This window comes from Plantactinospora sp. CA-294935, assembly GCF_050936445.1.
Lineage (GTDB): Bacteria > Actinomycetota > Actinomycetes > Mycobacteriales > Micromonosporaceae > Plantactinospora.
The window spans coordinates 1,075,147-1,097,111 of sequence record NZ_JBNJMU010000001.1 but is presented as its reverse complement, the minus strand read 5'-3'; the positions used below and the strand labels follow the sequence as shown (position 1 = coordinate 1,097,111).

Genomic DNA, 21,965 nt, shown 5'->3' with positions numbered 1-21,965 from the left:
CTCGGTGGCCGACGAGCTTCACCTGGGCACCACCCGTCGGTGGCCGACGAGCTTCACCTGGGCACCACCCCTCGGTGGCCGACGAGCTTCACCTGGACACCAGATGCGTTATCCGGCATCGATAGCGCATCTGGTGTCCAGGTCACCGGTCCGGCCCCGGCTTTGGACCAGTGCCCACGAACGTCTGCGCCTGCTCCACCGCCGGTTCGGGGTGCCCGACGAAGAAACTCCGCGCGCTCCCAGATGACAGCCATGGCGGCTTTCCGTCCTGCCTGAGCCCGCGGCCAATCCGCCCGAACCGATCAAGCTGAAACAACCGACCCCTTCTCCGGCATAGCAGAGGTGGAAGAACACCACGACCTGGGAGGGACACGTTGGTGGACGAACACGTTCGAAGGCCGGCCCGAACGGGGCACGGATGAGGACCGACATCGAACTGCTCGTGGCCTCGGACCACGACGCACACGCCTTCCGAGAGCTGTACGACCGGTACGCGCAGGCGATCCACGGGTTCTGCCGCAAGCGCACCGGCGACCACGAAGCGGCACTTGACCTGACGGCGGAGACCTTCGCCCAGGCATGGCAGTCGCGGCACCGCTTCGTCGACCAGCGGGCCGGATCGGTGGGACCGTGGCTGTTCGGTATCGCCCGCAACCTGCTGCTCCGGGCGGTACGGGACCGGCGGATCCACGCCGAGGCGAGCGCCCGACTGCACGTACGAGCCGATCGGGCCGCCGTGGCCCCGGAGCAGAGCTGGCTCGACGGCCTGGACGCGGATCTGGAGGCGGCGCTCGCGTCGCTGCCGGCGGCCCAGCGCAGCGCGGTCGAGCTGCGGGTACTGCATGACCAGAGTTACCAGCAGATCGGCGCCGCGCTCGACTGCTCGCCCGGCGCGGCCCGGATCCGGGTCTCCCGTGGACTCACCGCGCTGCGCGGCAAACTCCGACCGACCAGACCGACCCCGGCAACCCGGACCAGGAGGGCACTCTGATGACGAACGACCTGCACCCGGACCTGCTCCGGCTCGGCAACGAACTCGAACACGCGGTCAGCCGGGACCTCGCCGCCACCGGCCGGCGACACGGAAGCCGCCGGCTCTTCGGATCCCGGGCCGCGTTCCTGACGACGGTCACCGCCGGAGTGCTGGCGATCGGTGGCGGCGCCGCCTTCGCGGCGGTGGCGCTGCTCACCCCGGAGACCGTCAGCCGAGGCATGCCCGGCGCGGCCGAGATCTTCCAGGGGACCGACCCGACCTGTACGACCGAGGACAACATCGTCTTCACCTGCACCCTCAGCCGTCCCCCCAACGACCCGCTACCCGACCTTTCCCGAATTCCGGAGATGAAGCGCCCGACCAAGCCGATCGTCCGCGACTACACGGACCGGAAGGAGATGTTCGCCGACGAGCAGGGCAACGTCGCCGGCGGCTGTGTCGGCGAGGACGCGGCGGGACTGCACTGGACCTGCTACGCCGGCCAGCGGGCGGTGGAGGAAGGGATCATCACCCAGAACCTGCTCGGCGAGCACCTGGGCACGCCGGCCAGGGGCTGACCGCAGGTGGCAGGGCGCGTGGCGGACGGTGGGCCATCGGTGCACTGTCCGCCACGCGCGGTCGTCGAGCATCCGATCGCCTCGCCGGCCGTCCTGATCGTCATTCCGCTACCGGTATGGATGCGGGCGCGAGGCCGCGAAATCACGGGGGAGCGTGCTCACCGGCGGCTTCGTCGCTCCGGGACCGCCCGCCGGATGGCGGACCGGATCTGCGCAGCGGTGTCGGAAGGACCCAACTCGTGCCGCAGGTGCAACAGATAACCGGCGGGATGGCCGGCGACGACCTGCCGCCGGTGGTCGAGCGCGCTGCTCACCGCACCGACGAGGCATCCCGCGACCACACCCGCGCTGGTGACGACCGGCGGAACGTGAACGGCGTTGGCCAGCACCCCCAATGCCGCCGGCGGCGCGAGCGTTTGGAGGCTGAGTACGGCTCGGACCGGCACCAGGCCGAGCCGACCGAGCGTACGTTCCATCTCCTCAAGCGGATGGGCGATCCGGCTCTGCACGTGGTTACGGAGTTTGGCCGCTCGGACGTCCGGGTCCCGGACCTCGCTGATCGCCACGAAGTCCGGGGTGAGCGAGTCGAGGAATTCGCGATATTGCAGCAACTGTGGCAGCAGCCTCCGTCGCGCCTCGATGATCCGCTCGACCGGCACCTCGGCGAGGTCGCGCGGCAGCACCGTCTCCAGGGCCAACACCGCGAACGCGTGGCTGTAGTCCGTCGGATCCTCCAGCGCCGCGTCGGTCCCCTCGCCGAGCAGGATCCGGGCCATCGCCTCGACCGTCCAGCCCGAGATGCCGGCGGAGGCCAGCGGCTGGTCGGTGATCGGCGTCATACCGTTCTCCCGGGCGACGACGTCAGCCAGGATCGCCAGATACAGCCGGGCCAGGCGGCGGTGCGCCGCCAGGTCAGCGATGTGCAGCACCCTCCCGTCGGACGCGCGCCGCCACCGGTAACTCCGCGAGATCAGCAAACCGGCCTCCGCCAACCGGTGCGCCAGCCCGTACGACAGCTTGCCCGGATGAATCTTCTCCAGCCGGGGATCCGTCGGCAGGAGTTCGTCGTACACGTCCGAGGTGCGCAGGGATTCGAGACCGAGTGCCTCGGCCCCGTAGCGGGGGGTCAGCTCGTCCTGGTGCCGGTCGAGGAAGTCGAAGAACAGCGCGTCGACCTGGTCCTCGGTGCCCACCCGCCCGGCCCACTCGAGGTAGACGTCATCCACCCTTTCGAGAACCTCGCGGTCCACCCAGGACCGCTCGCCCCGCTCGGGCCGTACGTCGATGATGAAGTCGAGTTCGTCCCGGAGCCGCTTGACCGTGTCGGAGTCGCACAGGCCGTAGTAGCCGGACGGACGGATCCGGCCGAGCTGGGGCCAGTGCAGGGCGGCGGCCTTCACCCACTCGTCCGCCGGGAGGTGGACGTATGGGAAGTAGAGGGCGACATCACTCACGGGGACCACAATGCCCGCTCGGCGCCACACCCGGAAGTCGCGCCGACGCGTCTTGAGACCGACGCTCTCTCAGATCTCGTACGGCACGTCGAGGAGCCGGTCGTCGGTCACCTCGACCGCCGGCGCCCACGCCTCGTAGACGCCCCGCTCGTAGCACTGCGCGCCGAGTGCCGCGACGTTGTCCGGGTCGGGCCGGCAGAGCCGTACCCGCAGCCAGCCGCCCTCCTCGCGGAGCACCAGGCAGCGGGTGTCGCGCCAGATGACGTACCGGGCCCGGCGGGTGAGGGCATCCACCGGATAGCGGGCCGCCCTGGTCATCGCCAGCACCCGGAACTCGCCGGGCGGGTCGGCGACCGCCTCGTGCTCCTGCCCCCGGTAACCGCCGATCAGCAGGGTGGACCGGATGGCGTCGCTGGTCGAGACGTACTCCTGATCGGGTGAGACCCCGGGCACCGCGGCCAGCAGGTGCCGCCAGCGCGGCCCGGCCATCCGCAGCCAGCCGCGCTGTTCCGGCTGGTACGTGTAGAGCACCACCTCGTCCCCGTCCGGGGTGTGCGCCAGCAGGGCGGCGTTCGCCGGCAGCGGCAGGTCGGCGAAGTCCCGGGTGACGAACTCCGGGATCAGGTGCCGCCCGCTCGGGGTGAACCCGGTGCCGAGCACCGGCGGCCCGACCCGGTCGTGCGGCGGCATCGTCATCAGACCCTGGTGTTCGGGGGCCAGCGGTGCGACGTAGTCGATCGGGTCGGTCGCCCGCCAGCGCAGCAGGTACGCGACCTCGGGCACCGCCCGTCCCGCGTCCGAGTCGGTACGCAGCAGCATCTGGTCGGCCGGCGTACGCAGGTGCGCCACGTCGTACTCGCGGTAGCAGAAGCCGTACGGCAGCCAGCCGCGCAGCAGGAAACCGGCGAACTGCTGGGCGGAGAGCGCCTTGACCATCTGGCTGCCCCGCTGCACGGTCGCCGACTCGCGTACCGAGACCAGCACCGGGTCCTCGGCCGCGGCCGGGCTCTGGCTGAGGCCGTGGATGTCCGTCCAGCCCCAGACCCGGTGCAGCGGTGCGGCCAGGGGGGTGTCCGGGACACCGAGGCCGTTCGCCCGCTCGCCCGGACCGGCGCCACCGCCGGTCGCCCGGCCGTCGGGGAGTACCCCGACCTCGCTGGCGTGCGCGTACCGGTGGTACGGGTAGCGTGCGTCGGGGCGGCGGTCCCGGGCGAAGCCGGGCAGGGGCTCGGTGCTGAACAGCTCGTAGGCGGCACCCCGGGCGAGTTCCTCGGCCGGGTGCACGGCTGCGCCGTACCGGACGCGGAGTCCGGCCGGCGTCTCGGGCACCGCACTGGCCGGCGGGGACACGCTCACCGCGCCGACGCTAAGACCGATCCGTACCGGCGCGGTGAACAGAGGGTTACCGGCCGGGGTTGCCCGGTCCGCCCCGAGCGCGAACTGCCGGTTCGGCTGGCCGGCTGGCGCCGGTTCGGCCGCTCGCCCCGCCGGTTCGGCGGATCCCGCCCAGAGCCACCCCGTTCGGTACGCCCGAGCCCGGCCCGCCCCGCCGATGTGTGATGCTGACGGCGATGAGTCAGCAGCCGACCGAGAGCCGCCGTGCGCGGGCCGCCCGCCGGGCGGGAGAGTTTCCACCGGTACCGGAGCCACTGCCCGGGCCGGTGATCGACAGCCATACCCACCTGGACATCACCCTCGCCGAGGCCGGCACCCCGCCGTGGAACGGCCGGCCGGACGATCCGGTGGCGGCGGCCGTCGAGGTGGCCGCCGGGGTCGGGGTGGACCGGCTGGTGCAGGTCGGCGTCGACGTGACGTCGTCGCGCTGGGGTGCCGAGCTGGCCCGGCGACAACCGGCGGTGGTCGCCACGGTGGCGCTGCACCCGAACGAGGCGCCCCGGCTGGCCGACCTCGACGAGGCGCTGCGGGAGATCGAGTCACTCGCCGCCGAGGACCGGGTACGCGGGATCGGCGAGACCGGGATGGACTTCTTCCGTACCGGTGACGAGGGCCGGGCGACCCAGGAGGCGAGCTTCCGGGCGCACATCGCGATCGCCAAGCGGTACGCCAAGCCGCTGGTGATCCACGACCGGGACGCGCACGCCGACGTGCTGCGGATCCTCGACTCGGAGGGTGCTCCGGAGACGGTGGTGCTGCACTGCTTCTCCGGGGACGCCGAGTTCGCCGCCGAGTGCGTCCGGCGCGGCTACCTGCTGAGTTTCGCCGGCACGGTCACCTTCGGCAACGCCGCCGGGCTGCGCGAGGCGGCCCGGATCACCCCGCTGGACCAGATCCTGGTGGAGACCGACGCGCCCTACCTGACGCCGATGCCGCACCGGGGGCGGCCGAACGCCTCGTACCTGATCCCGCTGACCGTCCGGTCGCTGGCCGAGACGACCGGCGCCGACCTCGGCGAACTCTGCGCGGCGATCTCCGCCACCGGCGACCGGGTCTTCGGCCCCTGGTGACCGCGGTCCCCGGCCGCCGACCGTTCCTGGCCGGCGCGGTTTCCGGCCGGCGTGGTTTCAGGTCGTGGTCTCAGGCCGGCGCGGTTCCCGGCCGGCGTGGTTTCAGGCCGAGGCGCGCCGGTTACGGGTGGCGCGGCCGTTGCCGGCCGGCGCACTGCCGGACGCCTGGGCCGGCACCAGCTCGCCGCCCATGCCGGCGGCGGCGAGTCGCCGGGCGGCCCAGGGGGTGATCACGAAGCCCCGCTTGACGGTGAGCAGTTGCACCCCGGCCGTCCATGCCTGGATGCCGTCGATCCCGCCGAGGGTCTTGGTGGTGAACTCGAAGACGTCGGCGTGGGTCGGCAGGATCACCTCGCACATCAGCGACTCCTGGCCCAGCGTCGCGGCGACGTAGCGGACGCCGCGCAGCGCGGCCAGCTCCCGGGCCACCCCGTCGAGCCGGGACGGCGCCACCGAGAGCCAGAAGAAGATCTCCGCCTCGAAGCCGAGCGCCGTTGCCGGGACCAGCGTGATCACCTGTACGCAGCCCGCGTTGTACAGCGACTCGAACCGCCGCCGGACGGTACTCTCGCTGACCCCCAACCCGCCGGCCACGGCCTGGAAGCTGTTCCGGCCGTCCTCGCGGAGCGCCGCGATGATCCGCTCGTCCAGCTCGTCGAGGTGCGCCGGGGGGCAGTCGTGCACCGGCGGCGGGGCGACGAGCTGGGGTTCGGTGCCGAGCAGGTGCCGGGACCACTCGTGGGTCGACTTGTAGGTGTGCAGGTTCAGGTCGGCGACGCTGCCCTGCACCCCGGGGATCTTCTGCAACCCGTTGAGCAGCACGCTGTGCAGGCTGGTCCCCTTCGGCACCAGTACCTCGGCCACCAGGTCGTACACCCCGGTCACCAGTGCGACGAAGCGGATCTCCGGCATCGCGGCCAGCGCCTGGGCGGCGGCGAGCTGGCTCCCCGCCGCGCAGCGGATCCGTACGATCAGCAGGTCGGCCGGCCCGCCGCCGGGCTGCGGCGCGGCGGCGACCTTGACCAGCCCGTCGGCGAAGAGCTGCTGTGCCCGCCGGGCCACGGTGGTGACCGAGGTGCCGGTGAGCTGTGCGATCTCCGTCCAGCTCGCCCGACCGTTGACCTGGAGCGCGGCGACGATGCGCCGGTCGGTCGGATCGAGGTCGTAGATCTCGCCCGGGATCATGCCTGCGGCGCCGGTACGCCGGCCAGGAACTCCCGGACGACCTGCTGGAACCGCTCCGCCTCCTCCAGTTGCGGGGAGTGCCCGGAGTGCTCGAAGACCACCAGTTTCGCGTCCGGGATCAGTCCGGCGATGGTTTCGCTGCACTCCACCGGCGTGATCCAGTCATGTCGACCCACGGTGACCAGGGTCGGGCAGGAGATCCCCGGGAGCAACGACTTGATGTCGTAATTCGGCTGGTTGACGGCGAATGCGAAGTTGTGCGTGGCATACCGGTACGGAGTGTTCGCCACCCGCTCCCGCACCTTGTCCCAGTCCAGGTCGTGGTCGTAGAGCGGCAGGATCTCCGCCCAGCAGTCCCGCAGGTCGGCGTCGTCCCGGACCGTGCCGGACATGATCCGGTCCAGCTTCACCCGGTCGATCTCCACCCGCGCCGAGGCGAGCGCGTTGCGCAGCGCCAACTCCTGGTTGGCGTTGTCGGCGGCGGTGTCCCGGAGCACCAGCGCGGCCACCCGGTCCGGATAGCGGATCGCGTACTCCATCGCGATGAAGCCGCCGTACGAGCCGCCGGCCATCACGATCCGCTCGGCGCCGATCCACTCCCGCAGCCCGTCCACGTCGGCCGCCCACTGCTGGTGGGTGAACGGCCCGTTCCCCTCGCTCGCCCCGGAACCCCGGGCGTCGAAGACCAGCACCCGGTACTCGTCGGCGAAGGCCGCGAACGACGCCCTCGGCTCGGCCATCGAGCCCAGCCCCGGCGCGCCGTGGTGCACGATCATCACCGGCTTGCCCGGCGCGTCGTCGCCGAGCACCAGCACGTTGAGCCGGTTGCCGTTGATCTCCACCATCGTCGGTTCCATGGTCATGCTCCGATCACGATCTCGTCGAGGTCCCGGGGATAGCTGGTGAGCCGCCGTGGCCCGTCGTCGGTCACCAGTACGGTGTCCGAGATCCGGTAGCCGGCGTGTCCGGGCACGTACACCCCGGGTTCGCTGGAGAGCACCATGCCAGCCGCCAGCACCGTGTCGTCGCCGTCGGCCACCCAGGGCGGCTCGTGGAAGCCGAGCCCGATCCCGTGCCCCTGCCGGTGCCGCAGGTATTCGCCCAGCCCGGCCCGGCGGATCACGTCCAGGCAGGCCCGGTTGGCGTCCACGCAGCGGACGCCCGGGCGCAGCGCCTCGGTGCCGACCTGCTGCGCCTGGCGGACCACCTCGTAGTAGCGGCGCTGTTCGGCGGTCGGCTCGCCGAGCAGGAAGGTCCGCTCGCTCTCCACGAACCGGCCGCCGACCGCGCAGCCGAGCGAGAGCATGAACGGCTCGCCGTGCCGCAGCCGGTCCCCGCCGGGCAGCCGGTGCGGCTGGGCCGAGTTCGGGCCGCCGTAGACCAGGCCGCCGGTGAGCATCGGCACCACCACGACGTCGTCGTGCTCGGCGTACATCAGCGCCGCGCCGTACCGGGTGACGTGCCCGGCCAGCTCCGTCTCGGTGGGCAGCTCACCGCCGGCGGCCACCGCGTCGGCGACCAGCCGGACGCCCTCGGCCAGCATCGCGTCGGCGATCCGGGCCGCCTCGGTGTGCAGGGCGATCTCCTCCGGGGTCTTGCGCAGCCGCAGCGCCCCGACCAGGTCGCTCGGCTCCCAGGCGGTGCCGGGGAACGCCCGGCCGATCCCGGCGACCCGGGCGACCGAGGTGGACGGGGCGTAGCCGGCCCGGACCGGCGGGGCCGGCACCGCGTCCCGGAGCACCGCCCACGGGCTCCGCTCGCCCGGGAACTCCGGATAGACCACCAGGTCGGCGGCGGCCCGCTGGTCGGCGGCGTACTCCCGCTCCAGGTCCGGGACCAGCAGCAGCACGGCGCCGTCCCGGGCCAGGTAGGCGGCGACCGGGCGCTCGTTCGGGAGGTGCGAAAAACCCGTCAGGTACGCCACGTCGAGCGGATCGTCCAGCAGCAGCGCGTCCAGCCCGGCCCGGTCCAGTTCGGCCCGGACGGTCTCGTGCAGCGCGGAGTAGAAGGAAGCAGCCAGTCGCACCGGCCTCGTCACCTCGTCCTCGGGTTGCGGGCGTCGTTGTACGCCACGGCGAGCAGGGTGGTGGCCACCACCAGCAGCAGGATGGCCAGCGACGGGAAGAGCGTGGTCCACCAGGCGGTGGCGAGCGAGCCGGAGCGCTGTGCCTGGTGCAGGATCGTCCCCCAGGACCAGCTGTTCGGGTCGCCGAGCCCGAGGAACGACAGTCCCGCCTCGGAGAGCACCGCCCGGGAGGTGGTCAGCACCACCGAGACCGCGACCACCGGTGCGACGCCGGGCAGTACGTGCTTGCGGATGATCCACAGGTGCGAGCCGCCGATCACGTGCGCGGCCGAGACGTACGGCATCGGCACCACGGCCAGCCCCTGGGAGCGGACCACCCGGGCCACCTCGGGCCAACTGAAGACCGCGATCACCACCACCAGGGTCGGTACGCTCGGCCCGGCCAGCGCGGCGACCAGGATCATCAACGGCAGCACCGGCAGCGAGAGCGAGACGTCGACGATCACCCCGAGCACGAGGTCGGCCGGCCGGAAGTACGCCGCCGCGACCCCGACCAGCACGCCGATGACGATCGCCAGCAGACTGGCCGCCAGGCCGACCACGATGCTGACCCGGGTCCCCCAGACCACCTGGGCGAAGACGTCCCGCCCCAGATCGTCGGTACCGAACCAGTGCCCGGCACCGGGGCCGGCGAGCACCTCCTCGCCGTACCCGCTGGGGTAGTCGGCGATCAGCGGCGCGGCCAGCGCGACCAGGCCGAGCAGCAGCAGGATCCCGGCGCTGACCAGGCCGAGCGGGTTGCGCCGGAACGACTGCCAGGTCTGCCGCCCCACCGACTCGGACGGCGGCAGCCCGCCGGACGCCGGGATCGCGGCGGCCGGCGGCGGCGTGTCGCCAGGCGACGGAATCAGGGCATCGGTGGTCGTCATGCCGCCTCCTCGCTGCGCTCGTCGTCGTCATGACGTTCTTCGCCGAGCTGGCTGGTTCGCTGGCTGCGCTCGCTCATGAGGTCCGCACCCTCGGGTCGAGCAGTCCGTAGGCGAGGTCGGTGAGCAGGTTGGCGGCGATCACCGCGAAGGCGAGCATCAGGAACGCGCCCTGCAACACCGGGAAGTCGAGCTGGCCGACCGCCTCGAAGATGGCCCGGCCGACCCCCGGGTACGCGTAGATCGACTCGGTCAGCACCGCGCCGCCGACCAGGAAGCCCAGTTGCAGCCCGACCAGCGTGGTCGTCGGCAGCAGCGCGTTGCGCAGCGCGTGCCGCCAGACCACCTTCCGGTTCGGCAGCCCCTTGGCCCGGGCCAGCGTGCAGTAGTCCTCGCCGAGCGCGTCGATCAGCGTGCTGCGCAGGGTCAGCACGTACGAGCCGAGCTGCACCAGCACCAGCGACAGGCAGGGCAGGATCAGGTGCATCGCGATGCTGCCGTACGCGGCCAGCCCGTAGACGTCGTCGTCCATCGCGCCGCCGATCGGCAGGATGCCGAAGACCACCCCGAAGACGTAGAGCAGGAACACCCCGATGCTCGGGATGAAGAGCGACTGGCCGGTGATGCCGCCGACCTGGATCAGCCGGTCCAGGGTGCCCTTGGCCCGGGTGGCCGCGAGCACGCCGAGCGGGATGCCCAGCGCCACCGTCACCACCAGCGCGGAACCGGCCAGCAGCAGGGTCCAGGGCAGCCGTTCCAGCAGGATGTCCCGCACCGGCTGGTTCTGCCGGAACGACACCCCGAGGTTGCCGTGCAGGAGCTGGGTCAGGTACTCCCAGTACTGCACCGCCAGCGGCCGGTCCAGGCCGTAGTCGCGCAGCAGCTCGGCCCGCAGTTCCTCGGTCATCCCCGGGTCCGCCACTGCCAGCGCCGGGTCGCCGGGCAGCAGGCGGAGCAGGAAGAACGTCACGGTCACCGCGAACCACATGGTCAGTACGCCGCGCAGCAGGCGGCGGGTGACGAACCGGGCGCCAGCGGGCATGGTCTCTCTCCTTTCTTGGCTTGCCGGTCGGGGCGGGCCGGTCACACCGGGCCCGCCCCGACCGCGTCGAACTGGTCAGCCCTTGGTGGCCTGGGCCACCGAGACGGGGTTGACGATGGAGAGCAGCTCACTCGGCTGGACCAGGAAGTTGGACCACTCCGCCGAGTGCGCGATGGTGAACTCCTCGACGTAAAGCACGTTGTCGTACACCTTGTCGGTGATGATCTTCGCGGCCTGCTGGATCGGGCCCTTCTGGCCGGCCTGGTCCAACTGCGACCGGGCCTGGTCGATCAGGGCGTCCAGCTCCGGGTCGCAGGCGTTGGCGTAGTTGATGAAGCCCTTGCACTTGAACGCCAGCGCCAGGTTGGCCGGCGGGTTCTCCATGATCGCCCACGAGCCGGCGTAGATGTCGTAGTCCCGCGCGGTGTACTTCTCGACGTACGTGTTCCGCTCCAGGCCCTCCAGCTTGATCTCGATCCCGGCCTCCTTGCTGGAGTCCCGGACGAGCTGCGCCCACTTGGAGATGTTCGGGTCGGCCTGGTCGTAGATCATCCGCAGGCTCAGCCCGTCGAAGAGCCCGTCACCGTTGCCGTCTTTGAACCCCGCCCCGGTCAGCAGCGACTTCGCCTTGGCCGGGTCGTGCGCGTACTCCTTGGCGGACGGGTCCTGCCACTGCTTCAGCGTCGGGGTCAGCACCGAGGAGTTCGACGAGACCGCCTTGCCCTGCAACGCCACCCGGCGGATCGCCTCGTAGTCGACCGCGGCGGCCAGCGCCTGGCGTACCTCCAGCTTGTCCAGCGGCTCGCGGGCGGTGTTGTACTGCATGTGCGCCCAGCCCAGCGACGGCACCTTGACCAGCTTGAGCTTGCTGTCGCCCTCCAGGGTCTTGGCCAGCGGCGGCGGCAGCGCGTTGGCGATCAGGTCGACATCGCCGTTACGCAGCGCCAGTGCCTCGGTGTTGACGTCGGGGAAGACCCGGAAGACCACCTCCCTGGTCTTCGGACCGCCCTCGACCAGCGGGAAGTTCTCCATCCGCTCCAGCACGTACCGCTGGCCCCGCTCCACCGTGGTCAGCTTGTACGGCCCGGCCGACACCCAGTCCTTGTCGTTCGCGAACTTCTGCACGCTGCCGACCTTGCTGAACACGTGCTCCGGCACCACCGGCATCCAGAAGCCGACGTTCTCCAGGAAGGTGCCGTCCGGCTGGGAGAGCTGGAACTCGATCTCCGTCGGGGAGATCACGGTGGACTTCTGGTACGACGAGATCAGCCCGGCGACGACGCCGATCTTCTCCTTGGCGACGGCGTCGATGGTGAACGCCACGTCGTCGGCGGTGACCTTCTCCCCGTCGCTCCAGGTGAAGTCGTCCCGCAGCGTGAACTTCGCCTTGCGCCCGCCGTCGGTGTACTCCCACTTGCTGGCCAGGTACGGCGAGCGCACCCCGTCCATCCCCATGCTCATCAGCCGGGGATACATCAGGTTGGTGACCCAGGTGTCGGTACGGCTGTTGCCGACCAGCGGGTTGTAGTTGAGCACGTCGGCGGTGGTGCCGATCGTGATCCGGTCCGCCGAGCCGCCGCTGCCGCCGCCATCGGAGCTGTCCGGGTTGCTTGGTGAGCAGGCGGTCGCCGCCAGCCCTATCGAGAGCGCGCCCGCCGCCACGGCGAGGGCGCGCCGGAATGTACGCATCAGTGCCAGACCTCCTCAAGGACGCGCATGATGTTGCCCCCCAGGACCTTGCCGATCTCGTCGTCCGAATAGTCGTGGCCGACCAGCCAGGAGACGATGTTCCAGTAGCACTCGGCCGGGTTCTCCAGCCCGTCCACGTAGGGCACCCGGGGGTGCTCGACGTGGCCGTGCGCCTCGGCGATGGACAGGTGTGCGGCGAAGGTGTCGTGCAGTCCGACGTGGTCGCCGAAGAGGGTGTCCGGCCCGAACGCCACGTGGTCGATGCCGACCAGGTCGACACAGTGCACAAAGTGGTCCATCACCGACTCGATGCTGTGCTCGGGGTGGGCCGGCGAGAGCGTGGTGTGCGGTGCGGCCTCCAGGCCGAGCACCCCGCCGCGTTCCGCGCAGGCCCGGATCACCTCGTCCGGCTTCATCCGGTTGGTGGGCCAGACGGTACGCGATCCGGCGTGCGTGATGAAGATCGGCTTGGTGGAGGCGGCGATGACGTCGGCCGAGGTACGGTCGCCGGAGTGCGACACGTCGATCGCGATGCCGAGCTTGTTCATCCGGCGGACGGCCTTCTCGCCGAAGTAGGTCAGGCCGCCGTCGCCACGCTCCTTGAGCCCGCTGCCCAGGGTGTTCGCCTCGCTGTAGGCGATGCCCATCTGCCGGACGCCGAAGCCGTAGAGCATGTCGATCCGGTCCAGCTCGTTCTCGATCATCGTGGCCGCCTCGGTGGCCAGCACCAGGCCCATCCGGCCGGTCTCGTGGGCGTGGTGGATGTCGGCCAGCCGCTCCACCCGGATCAGGTAGTCCTGGTGGGCCAGGTCGGAGAGCCGCATCCCGAGGTCGGCGATGACGTCGGTCCACTTCCAGCCCATCTGGCTGGTCACGCAGCAGGTGCCGTCCATCATGTTGTCGAAGACGGCGGTCATGCCGGAGCGGGCCAGTCCGGCGTACCCGGTGTGGTGCCGGGCGGTGCGGTTGTAGTCGACGGTCTGGCCGATCTCCTCCGGGAAGACCGACGGGTGGTCGTGCAGCGAGATCACGACGTTGTCGGTGAGCAGCCGGCGGACCCGGTCTCGCTGTCCGTCCGTCAGCGAGGTGCCCTGGTACGCCGGCACCCGGCCGAGTTCCGGAGCGAGCTTGAACTCCCGGTAGTCGGTACCTGCCTCCAGGTAGCTGTAGGACGTGTATCCGGTGTAGCGCGGGGCCGGGTCGAGCACGCCGCTGCCTCCTTCGGGTCGGTGCCAGGTACCGCAGCGCGCGGTGGATTTCGGCGCCGTGACCTGATCTGGGTGTGGATTGTCGGCGATGTGGGAGCAGAGATTGCCAGGATCAGGCGCAGCGTGTCAACATGTTGGCCAACTCCGGCGCAGATTAAGGGCTGGGCGACAGAAACCGTTACGGCAGGAAACATCACGGAAATTCGGGAGGTGTAGTGACTAGCGGGGTAGAAATCCAGCGTCGGTCACCCGATGCCGACCTGCCGGCCGCACTGCGGGTCCGGGGCCTCGACGTCACTTTCAGCGGCCGGCGCGGCGTCGTACCGGCGGTGCGCGGGGTCGACCTCGACATCGCCGCCGGCGAGGTGCTGGTGCTGCTCGGCGAGTCCGGCTCCGGCAAGTCGGTCACCGCCCGCGCCGTGATGGGACTGCTCGACTCCGGCGGGGTACAGGTCCGGTCCGAGCAGCTCCGGGTCGCCGGGCACGACCTGACCACGGCCGGGCCGGAGCAGGTCCGGAAGCTGCGCGGCGAGACCATGGCGCTGGTCTTCCAGGACGCCCTCTCCGCGCTCAACCCGGTGCTCTCGATCGGCGACCAGCTCGGCGAGGTGTTCCGGATCCACCGCGGGCTCTCCCGCCGGGCCGCCCGGGCCGAAGCCGCCGAACTGCTCCGGCTGGTCGGCATCCCGGCCCCCGACCGCCGGGTACGCGACTATCCGCACCAGTTCTCCGGCGGCATGCGGCAACGGATCCTGATCGCCATGGCGGTCGCGCTCGGGCCCCGGCTGCTGATCGCCGACGAGCCCACCACCGCGCTCGACGTGACCGTGCAGGCGCAGATCCTGCAACTCGTCGACCGGCTGCGCAGCGAACTCGGAATGGGCGTCCTGCTGATCACCCACGACCTCGGGGTGGCCGCCGAGATCGCCGACCGGGTCGCGGTGATGTACGCCGGCCGGATCGTCGAGACCGGCACCGTGGCCGAGGTACTGGACGGGCCGGCCCACCCGTACACGGCGGCGCTGCTGCGCTCCGTACCCGATCTGGTGGAGCCCGGCGACCGGCTCCGGCCGATCCCGGGGAGCCCGCCGAACCTGCTGGCGCTGCCGACCGGCTGTGCCTTCCATCCGCGCTGCGACCGGGCCACCGAGGAGTGCACGGTGACCCGCCCGGAGCGGCGGCCGCTCGCCGTACCCGGCCGGACCGCCGCCTGCCACCACGCCGAGGAGGCCGTCGATGCCCCCGTCTGACCACCCGGCCGGGCCCGGCCCAGCCTCCGCCGGCCCGGCCGGGTCAACCCCCACGGTCGGTACGCCGACCGCGCTCTCCGTCTCCGCCGGCCCGAACACCTCCGGTCCGCTGACCGCCGACGCGCCGACCGTCGGCGAGCCGCTGCTGGTCGCCACCGGGGTCCGCAAGACCTACCGGGCCGGACGCGGCCTCGGCGGCCACTCCCGGGTGCACGCCGTGGACGGGGTGGACCTGACCGTGGCGGCCGGCGAGACCCTCGGGGTGGTCGGCGAATCCGGCTGCGGCAAGTCGACGCTGGCCCGGCTGCTGGTCGGGCTGGAACGACCCGACTCCGGCCAGGTCCGCTACGCCGGCCTCGACGTCGGCTCCGCCCGGGGCACCCGCCGCCGCGAACTGCGCCGCGCCGTCCAGATGGTCTTCCAGGACCCGGTCACCTCGCTCAACCCCCGGATGCCGATCCTGGACGTGATCGCCGAGCCGCTCGACGTGCACAAGCTGGCCCGGGGCGCGGCCGCCCGCCGGGACCGGGTCGCCGAACTGCTGGAGATGGTCGGGCTCGCCCCGGACATGATGCGCCGGTTCCCGCACGAGTTCTCCGGCGGGCAGCGGCAGCGGATCGGCATCGCCCGGGCGCTGGCCACCGAACCCCGGGTGGTGGTCTGCGACGAGCCGGTCTCCGCGCTCGACGTCTCGGTGCAGGCCCAGGTGGTCAACCTGCTCGCCGAGTTGCAGCAGCGGCTCGGCATCGCCCTGGTCTTCATCGCGCACGACCTCGGCGTGGTCCGGCACGTCTCGCACCGGGTCGCGGTGATGTACCTCGGCCGGCTCGCCGAACTCGGCCCGGCCGCCACCGTCTACCAGGACCCGGCGCACCCCTACACCCGGGCGCTGCTCGGCTCCGTACCGGTGCGGCACCCGCGTGAGCGGGGGCGGGAGCGGATCGTGCTGGCCGGCGACCCGCCGAGCCCGGTCGACCCGCCGTCCGGCTGCCGCTTCCACACCCGCTGCCCGATCGCCCAGGACGTCTGCGCCCGGGAGACCCCGGCGCTGCTCGTACCCGAGGGCGACGCCACGACCGTCGCCGGCGAGCGGGTCGCCGCCTGCCACTTCGCCGGTACGCCCATCCCGGCCACGCCGTAGCCCGCAGCGCCGTGGTCCGGCTCGCTGCGCGGTACACCTGGACACCAGAGGCGTTACGGCACTCGGATAACGCCTCTGGTGTCCAGGTCAGCGCCGGCCGCGACGGTGGAGCGGCCGGCCGGCTGCTCGTGCGGACGGCGACCGTGGGCACAGCGGTGACCGTGGGCACAGCGGTAACCGTGGGCACTGCGGCGACCGTGGGCATAGCGGCGTCGGACGGTACGGCGGGTACGCCGTCCCGGCCGCACCGGTGGGCCGTACCCTGTTGCAGCATGGCCGCAGACCTGCTCGGCCCGGCGGAGATCCGGGAACTCGCCGCCCGGCTGGGTGTGCACCCGACCAAGAAGCTCGGCCAGAACTTCGTGCACGACCCGAACACGGTGCGCCGGATCGTCGCCGCCGCCGGACTGACCTCGGCTGACGTGGTGCTGGAGGTCGGGCCGGGGCTGGGCTCGCTCACCCTCGGCCTGTTGCCGGTGGCCGGGCACGTGCACGCGGTCGAACTCGACCCGGTGCTGGCCGGGGCGCTGCCGGAGACGGCGCGCCGGTACGCCGGCCCGGCCGGTGCCGCCCGGCTGACCGTGCACCCCGCCGACGCGCTGCGGATCACCGCTGCCGAGCTGGCCGAGCCGGCCCCGACCGCGCTGGTGGCGAACCTGCCCTACAACGTCGCCGTGCCGGTGGTGCTGCACCTGCTCGCCGAGCTGCCCGCCCTGCGCTACGGACTGGTGATGGTGCAGAAGGAGGTGGCCGACCGGCTGGTCGCCGGTCCTGGCTCCCGGACCTACGGTGTGCCGTCCGTCAAACTCGCCTGGTACGCCGACGCGCGCAGCGCCGGGCGGGTCCCGCCGAACGTCTTCTGGCCGGTACCGAACGTCGACTCCGGGCTGGTCGCCTTCACCCGGCGCGAGCCGCCCCGGCCCGACGTACCCCGGCACCAGGTCTTCGCGGTGGTCGACGCGGCGTTCGCGCAGCGCCGCAAGACCCTGCGGGCCGCGTTGGCCGGCTGGGCCGGCGGTCCGGACCGGGCGGCGGCGACGCTGGTCGCGGCCGGGGTCGATCCCGGCGCCCGGGGCGAGTCGCTGACCGTCGCGCAGTTCGCCGCGATCGCCGCGTCGGCCACGGTGGCCGCCCGACCCGCCGAGTAGGCTGGCGGCGTGTGTGGCAGGAGGTGGCCGACGTGACGGCCGAGCCCGGCGATCCCGCGTCCCGGCGGCCGTGGTCACCCGACCCGCTCCGCGAGCGGCTCGCCCGGCGGCGGGCCCGGGGCATCGCTGCATGACCGAGGCATGGCGGCCGGACGACGAGGACGAACGTCCGCGCCGGAGGATGTCCGGCCCGGTCAAGGTCCGGGTGCCGGCGAAGGTGAACCTCCATCTCGGGGTCGGGCCGCTGCGCCCGGACGGCTACCACGAGCTGAACACCGTCTACCAGGCGATCTCGATCCACGACGAGCTGACCGCCCGCCGGGGTGACACCCTCACCCTGACCATGGAGGGCGAGGGCGCCGGTGAGCTGGCCCTGGACGAGTCCAACCTGGTGATCCGGGCGGCCCGGGCGCTGGCCGCGCACGCCGGGGTGCCGGCGCACGCCCGATTGCACCTGCGCAAGCAGATCCCGCTGGCCGGCGGCCTGGCCGGGGGGAGCGCCGACGCCGCCGCCACGCTGGTCGCCTGCGACGCGCTCTGGGGCACCGACCTGAGCCGGGACGACCTTGCCGGGATCGCCGCCGGGCTCGGCTCCGACGTCCCCTTCCTGGTGTACGGCGGCACCGCGCTCGGCACCGGCCACGGCGAGACGATCAGCCCGATCCTGGCCCGCCCGCTCACCTGGCACTGGGTGGTGGCGATCGCCGAGGGCGGCCTCTCCACCCCGGCCGCGTACCGCGAACTCGACCGGCTGCGCGCCGAACACGCCGCCCCACCGCCGCTGCGCACCGCCGATGCGCTGCTCGCCGCGCTGCGCGGCCGGGATCCGGCCCGGCTCGGCCGGGCGCTCGGCAACGACCTCCAGGCCGCCGCGCTCTCGCTGCGCCCGGCGCTCGCCGAGACACTGAAGGCCGGCGAGGCGGCCGGAGCGCTCGCCGGCATCGTCTCCGGCTCCGGGCCGACCTGCGTCTTCCTGGCCGTCGACAGCGGTCACGCCGAGCGGGTCGCCGCCGAGCTGACCGCCTCCGGGCTGTGCCGGACGGTCCGGACGGCGTACGGGCCGGTCCCCGGCGCCCGGGTGAGCTGACCACCTGACTACCGTCTGAGTACATGGCCAACATCGTCAATCTGGACCGGGTCTCCAAGGGGTACGGCGCGGCGGGGCAGCTCCTCACCGACGTCTCCCTGGGCCTTTCCGACTCGGACCGGATCGGCGTCGTCGGGCTGAACGGCACCGGCAAGTCCACCCTGCTGCGGTTGCTGACCAAGACCGAGGAGCCGGACAGCGGCCGGGTGACCCACCGCCGCGACCTGCGGGTTGCCGGGCTGCCACAGACCCTCGTGCTCGACCCCGAGGCCCGGGTCCGGGACGTGGTGCTCGGCACCGCCTGGCTCGACGAGGGGTTCGGCGCCGAGCACGAGTGGGCCGGCGACGCGGGCGTACGCGCGATCCTGGACGGGCTCGGCATGCCGTACCTCGGGCTGGACCAGCCGGTCGGGCCGATGTCCGGCGGCGAACGGCGGCGGGTGGCCCTGGCCGCCCTGCTGGTCCGCACCGCCGACCTGCTGGTGCTGGACGAGCCGACCAACCACCTCGACGTGGCCGGGGTGGACTGGCTGGCCCGGCACCTGATCGGCAAGCGCGGCGCGCTGGTGGTGGTCACCCACGACCGGTGGTTCCTGGACGCCGTCTGCACCGAGACCTGGGAGGTCGCCGACCGGACGGTACGCGCCTACGAGGGCGGCTACGCCGCCTGGACGCTGGCCCGGGTCGAGCGGGAGCGGGTGGCCGCGGCCACCGAGGCGCGCCGGCAGAACCTGCTGCGCAAGGAGATCGCCTGGCTGCGGCGCGGCCCGCCGGCCCGGACCTCCAAGCCGCGGTTCCGGATCGAGGCGGCGAACGCGCTGATCGCGGACGTACCGCCGCCGCGCGACACCGTGTCGCTGCAACGGCTGGCCACCGCCCGGCTCGGCAAGCAGGTGTACGACCTGACCGACGTCACCCTGACCGCCGGCCCGAAGCTGATCCTCGAGAACCTGACCTGGCAGGTCGGTCCGGGCGACCGGATCGCCGTCGTGGGCGCGAACGGGGCGGGCAAGACCACCCTGCTCCGGCTGCTGGCCGGGGTACGCGGTCCGGACGCCGGGCAGGTGCGGACCGGTTCCACCGTCCGGCCCGCCTTCCTGTCCCAGGAGCTGGCCGAGCTGCCGGGCCAGTTGCGGGTACTGGAGGCGGTCGAGGAGGTGGCCCGCCGGGTCGTACTCGGGGACCGGGAGGTCAACGCGTCCCAGCTCGCCGAGATCTTCGGTTTCGACGACCGGCGGCTCTGGACCCCGGTCGCCGACCTCTCCGGCGGTGAGCGGCGCCGGCTGCAACTGCTCCGGCTGCTCGCCGCCGAGCCGAACGTGCTGCTCTTCGACGAGCCGACCAACGACCTGGACACCGACACCCTGGCCGCGCTGGAGGACCTGCTCGACTCCTGGCCCGGCACCCTGGTCGTGGCCAGTCACGACCGCTATCTGGTCGAACGGGTCACCGATGTGGTGTACGGGATGTTCGGCGACGGCCGGCTGGTGCACCTGCCCGGAGGTATCGACGAATATCTTGCCCGGGCCGCCACACCCGGCGGGCCGCCACCGGACGGGCGGAACAACGGCGCGGCACCGGCCGCCGCACGGGTCGACGGCGCGCTCTCCGGCGGGGAGCTGCGGGCGGCCCGCAAGGAGCTGAGCCGGCTGGAGCGGCAGGTCGGCAAGCTGGAGCAGCGCGAGGCGGCGCTGCACGACCAGATGGCCGAGCACGCCACCGACTACGCCCGGATCGCCGAGCTGGACGGCCAGCTCCGGGCGGTACGGGCCGAGCGGGAGCAGACCGAGGAGGCCTGGCTGGCCCTGGCCGAGCAGGTACCGGAGGGCTGAGCGCCGGCGCCGCGACGACGGCGGCACCTGACCGGCGGGGGTGTGCGGCGTCACCCGGATGCCATGCGGAAGAATCTAGCCCTGACCCCCCACTGGCAACGGCGTTGGAGACTGCTGATCATGGCCCACAACCCCGTCAACCATCCCGCGCGGCCGGTCTACCGGGCGATCGGCGGGCTGACCGGCCTCTACCTGGTGGCCTTCGGCGTCCTCGGCCTCGTCGAGGCCGGCGGCGGCGAGTTCTTCGCCCAGGACGACACCCTCGTGCTCGGCCAGGGGACCAACCTCGGCTACTCGGCGATCTCGACCGTGCTCGGCCTCGTCATCCTGCTCGCCACCCTGGTCGGCCGGAACGTCGACACGGCGGTCGACAAGTTCCTCGGGTACGGCCTGATGGCGCTCGGGCTCGCCGAGCTGGCGGTGCTGCGTACCGACGCCAACTATCTCAACTTCACCGTCGCCACCACCGTCGTGACCATGATCCTCGGTCTGGTCCTGCTGATGTGCGGCATGTACGGCAAGGTCGGCTCCGAGGAAGAGGCCAAGGCCTGGCAGGACGCCCGCCTGGTGCTCTGATCCGGCGACGTGCCGGCCGCCGGTTTCTCCCGGTCGGCCGGTGCCGATCCCGGCGTTCGCCGGGCAATCCCCTCCGGCCCGGGTGACAATCCGGTAGGAAAGCCGCCCACCGGCGGCGAGGAGGGGACATGGCGCATATCCCGATCAACCATCCGGCCCGGCCGGTCTACCGGGTACTCGCCGGGCTGATCGGCCTCTACATCGTGGTCTTCGGCGTCTTCGGACTCTTCGAGACCGCCGGGGACGACTTCTTCAGCCGGGGCAGCCACTGGGTGTTGGGGCTGCGGACCAACATGGCGTTCGCGCTGGCGTCGGTGATCTTCGGGCTGGTGGTGCTGTTCGGGGCGGTGCACCGGGGCAATTTCGGGCACCTGATGAACCTGGCCATCGGGGTGGTCTTCCTGGTGGTCGCCATCGCGATGATGACCGTGTTGCAGACCGAGGCGAACATCCTCAACTTCTCGATGTCGACGGTCATCGTGTCGATGCTGTTCGGCCTGGTCCTGCTCGCCACCGGCCTGTACGACAAGGTCGGCCCGCCGGAGCACGCCGAGGAGGAACGCGAGATGCGCAGCAGTTCGAGCGCCCGCCCCGGCCGCTGAACCCGACCCGCCGGCCGCTCAGCGGGTCCGGCGGGTGAGCAGGGTCGGCTTGGCCTCCAGGTGGGACAGGCCGTTCCAGGCCAGGTTCACCAGGTGCGCCGCCACCGTCTCCTTGCGCGGCTTACGTACCTCCAGCCACCAGCGACCGCTCAGCGCCACCATGCCGACCAGGGACTGCGAGTAGAGCTCGGCGAGCTTCGGGTCGTAGCCCCGGCTCTTGAACTCGGCGCCCAGGATGTGCTCGACCTGGTGCGCCACGTCGTTCATCACGCTGCTGAAGTTGCCGGTGGCGGAGAGCACCGGAGACTCCCGGACCAGCACCCGGAAGCCGTCGGTCTCCTCCTCGATGTAGTCGAGCAGGGCCAGCGCCGCCTGCTCCAGCAGCTCCCGGGGGTGCCCGGCGGTCAGCGCCGTGGTGACCCGGTCGAGCAGGGCGCGTACCTCCCGGTCGACGACGACCGCGTAGAGGCCCTCCTTGCCGCCGAAGTGCTCGTAGACCACCGGCTTGGAGACCTTGGCGCGGGCGGCGACCTCCTCGATCGAGGTGGCGTCGAACCCGCGCTCGGCAAAGGCCTGCCGGCCGATCGCGATGAGCTGCTCCCGGCGCTGGGCCGCGGACATCCGTACCCGGGAAACGGGCTTGGCCGGCGGCGGCGGTGGCGTCGGGGCCGGCACCTGCCGGCGCCCGACCCTGCGGGTGGTGGGCGGACCGTCTGTCACCTCGTCATCCCGCTGCCGTCCCGCGATGCCGTGCCGACTCGTGTCGTCCCTGGTGGTGCCCTC

20 protein-coding genes are annotated in these 21,965 nt (G+C 72.2%); 10 read left to right on the top strand and 10 right to left on the bottom strand.

Annotated elements, in window-relative coordinates; translation table 11 throughout:
- Window positions 1-418 precede the first annotated feature (418 nt).
- Complete coding sequence (locus ACQEVC_RS04860) at window positions 419-991, top strand: RNA polymerase sigma factor (RefSeq protein WP_432873725.1); 573 nt, start codon at window positions 419-421, stop codon at window positions 989-991.
- Entirely contained in the window at window positions 991-1,551 is a 561-nt protein-coding gene (locus ACQEVC_RS04855; protein WP_432873723.1) for a hypothetical protein, read from the top strand. Before ACQEVC_RS04860 ends, ACQEVC_RS04855 begins: the two co-directional genes overlap by 1 nt.
- Before the next feature lie 158 nt (window positions 1,552-1,709).
- Here ACQEVC_RS04855 and ACQEVC_RS04850 read toward each other — a convergent pair whose 3' ends face one another.
- Both ACQEVC_RS04850 and ACQEVC_RS04845 read right to left on the bottom strand, forming a co-directional pair.
- A complete protein-coding gene (locus tag ACQEVC_RS04850; RefSeq protein ID WP_432873721.1) occupies window positions 1,710-3,005 on the bottom strand; it encodes a DUF6236 family protein in 1,296 nt (431 codons plus the stop codon).
- Window positions 3,006-3,074: 69 nt separating this feature from the next.
- Window positions 3,075-4,361 carry a hypothetical protein gene (locus tag ACQEVC_RS04845; RefSeq protein WP_432873720.1) on the bottom strand — a complete coding sequence of 429 codons (1,287 nt, stop codon included), beginning with the start codon at window positions 4,359-4,361 and terminating at the stop codon, window positions 3,075-3,077.
- Between the two features lie 203 nt (window positions 4,362-4,564).
- On the opposite strand from ACQEVC_RS04845, the gene ACQEVC_RS04840 reads away from it, so the two are divergent.
- Entirely contained in the window at window positions 4,565-5,470 is a 906-nt protein-coding gene (locus ACQEVC_RS04840) for a TatD family hydrolase (protein WP_432873719.1), read from the top strand.
- Between the two features lie 102 nt (window positions 5,471-5,572).
- Here ACQEVC_RS04840 and ACQEVC_RS04835 read toward each other — a convergent pair whose 3' ends face one another.
- From ACQEVC_RS04835 to ACQEVC_RS04805, 7 genes are all read right to left on the bottom strand, one after another.
- Window positions 5,573-6,655, bottom strand: a complete 1,083-nt coding sequence (locus ACQEVC_RS04835; protein WP_432873718.1) for an Lrp/AsnC family transcriptional regulator — start codon at window positions 6,653-6,655, stop codon at window positions 5,573-5,575.
- Complete coding sequence (locus tag ACQEVC_RS04830) at window positions 6,652-7,518, bottom strand: alpha/beta fold hydrolase (protein ID WP_432873717.1); 867 nt, start codon at window positions 7,516-7,518, stop codon at window positions 6,652-6,654. Before ACQEVC_RS04830 ends, ACQEVC_RS04835 begins: the two co-directional genes overlap by 4 nt.
- A complete protein-coding gene (locus ACQEVC_RS04825; protein WP_432873716.1) occupies window positions 7,515-8,681 on the bottom strand; it encodes a M24 family metallopeptidase in 1,167 nt (388 codons plus the stop codon). Before ACQEVC_RS04825 ends, ACQEVC_RS04830 begins: the two co-directional genes overlap by 4 nt.
- An 8-nt stretch (window positions 8,682-8,689) precedes the next feature.
- Window positions 8,690-9,610 carry an ABC transporter permease gene (locus ACQEVC_RS04820; protein ID WP_432873715.1) on the bottom strand — a complete coding sequence of 307 codons (921 nt, stop codon included), beginning with the start codon at window positions 9,608-9,610 and terminating at the stop codon, window positions 8,690-8,692.
- A 73-nt stretch (window positions 9,611-9,683) separates the two neighbouring features.
- Window positions 9,684-10,649 (bottom strand): ABC transporter permease, encoded by a 966-nt coding sequence (locus ACQEVC_RS04815; RefSeq protein ID WP_432873713.1) that lies wholly within the window; start codon window positions 10,647-10,649, stop codon window positions 9,684-9,686.
- 75 nt (window positions 10,650-10,724) lie between these two features.
- A complete protein-coding gene (locus tag ACQEVC_RS04810) occupies window positions 10,725-12,338 on the bottom strand; it encodes an ABC transporter substrate-binding protein (protein ID WP_432873711.1) in 1,614 nt (537 codons plus the stop codon).
- Entirely contained in the window at window positions 12,338-13,546 is a 1,209-nt protein-coding gene (locus tag ACQEVC_RS04805) for a dipeptidase (protein WP_432873710.1), read from the bottom strand. Before ACQEVC_RS04805 ends, ACQEVC_RS04810 begins: the two co-directional genes overlap by 1 nt.
- A 215-nt stretch (window positions 13,547-13,761) precedes the next feature.
- Here ACQEVC_RS04805 and ACQEVC_RS04800 point away from each other — a divergent pair, with 215 nt between their 5' ends.
- The 7 genes from ACQEVC_RS04800 to ACQEVC_RS04770 all read left to right on the top strand — a co-directional run bounded on the left by ACQEVC_RS04800 (window position 13,762) and on the right by ACQEVC_RS04770 (window position 21,182).
- Window positions 13,762-14,796, top strand: a complete 1,035-nt coding sequence (locus tag ACQEVC_RS04800) for an ABC transporter ATP-binding protein (RefSeq protein WP_432873709.1) — start codon at window positions 13,762-13,764, stop codon at window positions 14,794-14,796.
- Window positions 14,783-15,937 carry an ABC transporter ATP-binding protein gene (locus ACQEVC_RS04795; protein WP_432873708.1) on the top strand — a complete coding sequence of 385 codons (1,155 nt, stop codon included), beginning with the start codon at window positions 14,783-14,785 and terminating at the stop codon, window positions 15,935-15,937. The genes ACQEVC_RS04800 and ACQEVC_RS04795 overlap by 14 nt, the downstream gene beginning before the upstream one ends.
- 272 nt (window positions 15,938-16,209) lie before the next feature.
- On the top strand, window positions 16,210-17,085 hold the full coding sequence (gene rsmA, locus ACQEVC_RS04790) for a 16S rRNA (adenine(1518)-N(6)/adenine(1519)-N(6))-dimethyltransferase RsmA (protein WP_432873706.1): 876 nt from the start codon (window positions 16,210-16,212) through the stop codon (window positions 17,083-17,085).
- Window positions 17,086-17,215: 130 nt separating this feature from the next.
- The gene (locus ACQEVC_RS04785; RefSeq protein WP_432873704.1) at window positions 17,216-18,172 is read left to right on the top strand and encodes a 4-(cytidine 5'-diphospho)-2-C-methyl-D-erythritol kinase; all 957 of its coding nucleotides are present in this window, start codon (window positions 17,216-17,218) and stop codon (window positions 18,170-18,172) included.
- A 23-nt stretch (window positions 18,173-18,195) separates the two neighbouring features.
- Window positions 18,196-20,004, top strand: a complete 1,809-nt coding sequence (locus ACQEVC_RS04780; protein WP_432873703.1) for an ABC-F family ATP-binding cassette domain-containing protein — start codon at window positions 18,196-18,198, stop codon at window positions 20,002-20,004.
- A 120-nt stretch (window positions 20,005-20,124) separates the two neighbouring features.
- Window positions 20,125-20,580: a DUF4383 domain-containing protein gene (locus ACQEVC_RS04775; protein WP_432873701.1), complete on the top strand. Its 456-nt coding sequence runs from the start codon at window positions 20,125-20,127 to the stop codon at window positions 20,578-20,580.
- A gap of 128 nt (window positions 20,581-20,708) precedes the next feature.
- Window positions 20,709-21,182: a DUF4383 domain-containing protein gene (locus ACQEVC_RS04770; protein ID WP_432873699.1), complete on the top strand. Its 474-nt coding sequence runs from the start codon at window positions 20,709-20,711 to the stop codon at window positions 21,180-21,182.
- Between the two features lie 18 nt (window positions 21,183-21,200).
- On the opposite strand, the gene ACQEVC_RS04765 is transcribed toward ACQEVC_RS04770, so the two are convergent.
- Complete coding sequence (locus tag ACQEVC_RS04765; RefSeq protein ID WP_318397763.1) at window positions 21,201-21,803, bottom strand: TetR/AcrR family transcriptional regulator; 603 nt, start codon at window positions 21,801-21,803, stop codon at window positions 21,201-21,203.
- Window positions 21,804-21,965 lie beyond the last annotated feature (162 nt).

Bases quoted from the DNA above. Each gene is read 5' to 3' on its own strand.
- ACQEVC_RS04860 (WP_432873725.1), top strand. From the start codon at position 419: ATGAGGACCGACATCGAACTGCTCGTGGCCTCGGACCACGACGCACAC.
- ACQEVC_RS04855 (WP_432873723.1), top strand. From the start codon at position 991: ATGACGAACGACCTGCACCCGGACCTGCTCCGGCTCGGCAACGAACTC.
- ACQEVC_RS04840 (WP_432873719.1), top strand. From the start codon at position 4,565: ATGCTGACGGCGATGAGTCAGCAGCCGACCGAGAGCCGCCGTGCGCGG.
- ACQEVC_RS04835 (WP_432873718.1), bottom strand. From the start codon at position 6,655: ATGATCCCGGGCGAGATCTACGACCTCGATCCGACCGACCGGCGCATC.
- ACQEVC_RS04830 (WP_432873717.1), bottom strand. From the start codon at position 7,518: ATGACCATGGAACCGACGATGGTGGAGATCAACGGCAACCGGCTCAAC.
- ACQEVC_RS04820 (WP_432873715.1), bottom strand. From the start codon at position 9,610: ATGACGACCACCGATGCCCTGATTCCGTCGCCTGGCGACACGCCGCCG.
- ACQEVC_RS04815 (WP_432873713.1), bottom strand. From the start codon at position 10,649: ATGCCCGCTGGCGCCCGGTTCGTCACCCGCCGCCTGCTGCGCGGCGTA.
- ACQEVC_RS04810 (WP_432873711.1), bottom strand. From the start codon at position 12,338: ATGCGTACATTCCGGCGCGCCCTCGCCGTGGCGGCGGGCGCGCTCTCG.
- ACQEVC_RS04795 (WP_432873708.1), top strand. From the start codon at position 14,783: ATGCCCCCGTCTGACCACCCGGCCGGGCCCGGCCCAGCCTCCGCCGGC.
- rsmA (WP_432873706.1), top strand. From the start codon at position 16,210: ATGGCCGCAGACCTGCTCGGCCCGGCGGAGATCCGGGAACTCGCCGCC.
- ACQEVC_RS04785 (WP_432873704.1), top strand. From the start codon at position 17,216: ATGACCGAGGCATGGCGGCCGGACGACGAGGACGAACGTCCGCGCCGG.
- ACQEVC_RS04780 (WP_432873703.1), top strand. From the start codon at position 18,196: ATGGCCAACATCGTCAATCTGGACCGGGTCTCCAAGGGGTACGGCGCG.
- ACQEVC_RS04775 (WP_432873701.1), top strand. From the start codon at position 20,125: ATGGCCCACAACCCCGTCAACCATCCCGCGCGGCCGGTCTACCGGGCG.
- ACQEVC_RS04770 (WP_432873699.1), top strand. From the start codon at position 20,709: ATGGCGCATATCCCGATCAACCATCCGGCCCGGCCGGTCTACCGGGTA.
- ACQEVC_RS04765 (WP_318397763.1), bottom strand. From the start codon at position 21,803: ATGTCCGCGGCCCAGCGCCGGGAGCAGCTCATCGCGATCGGCCGGCAG.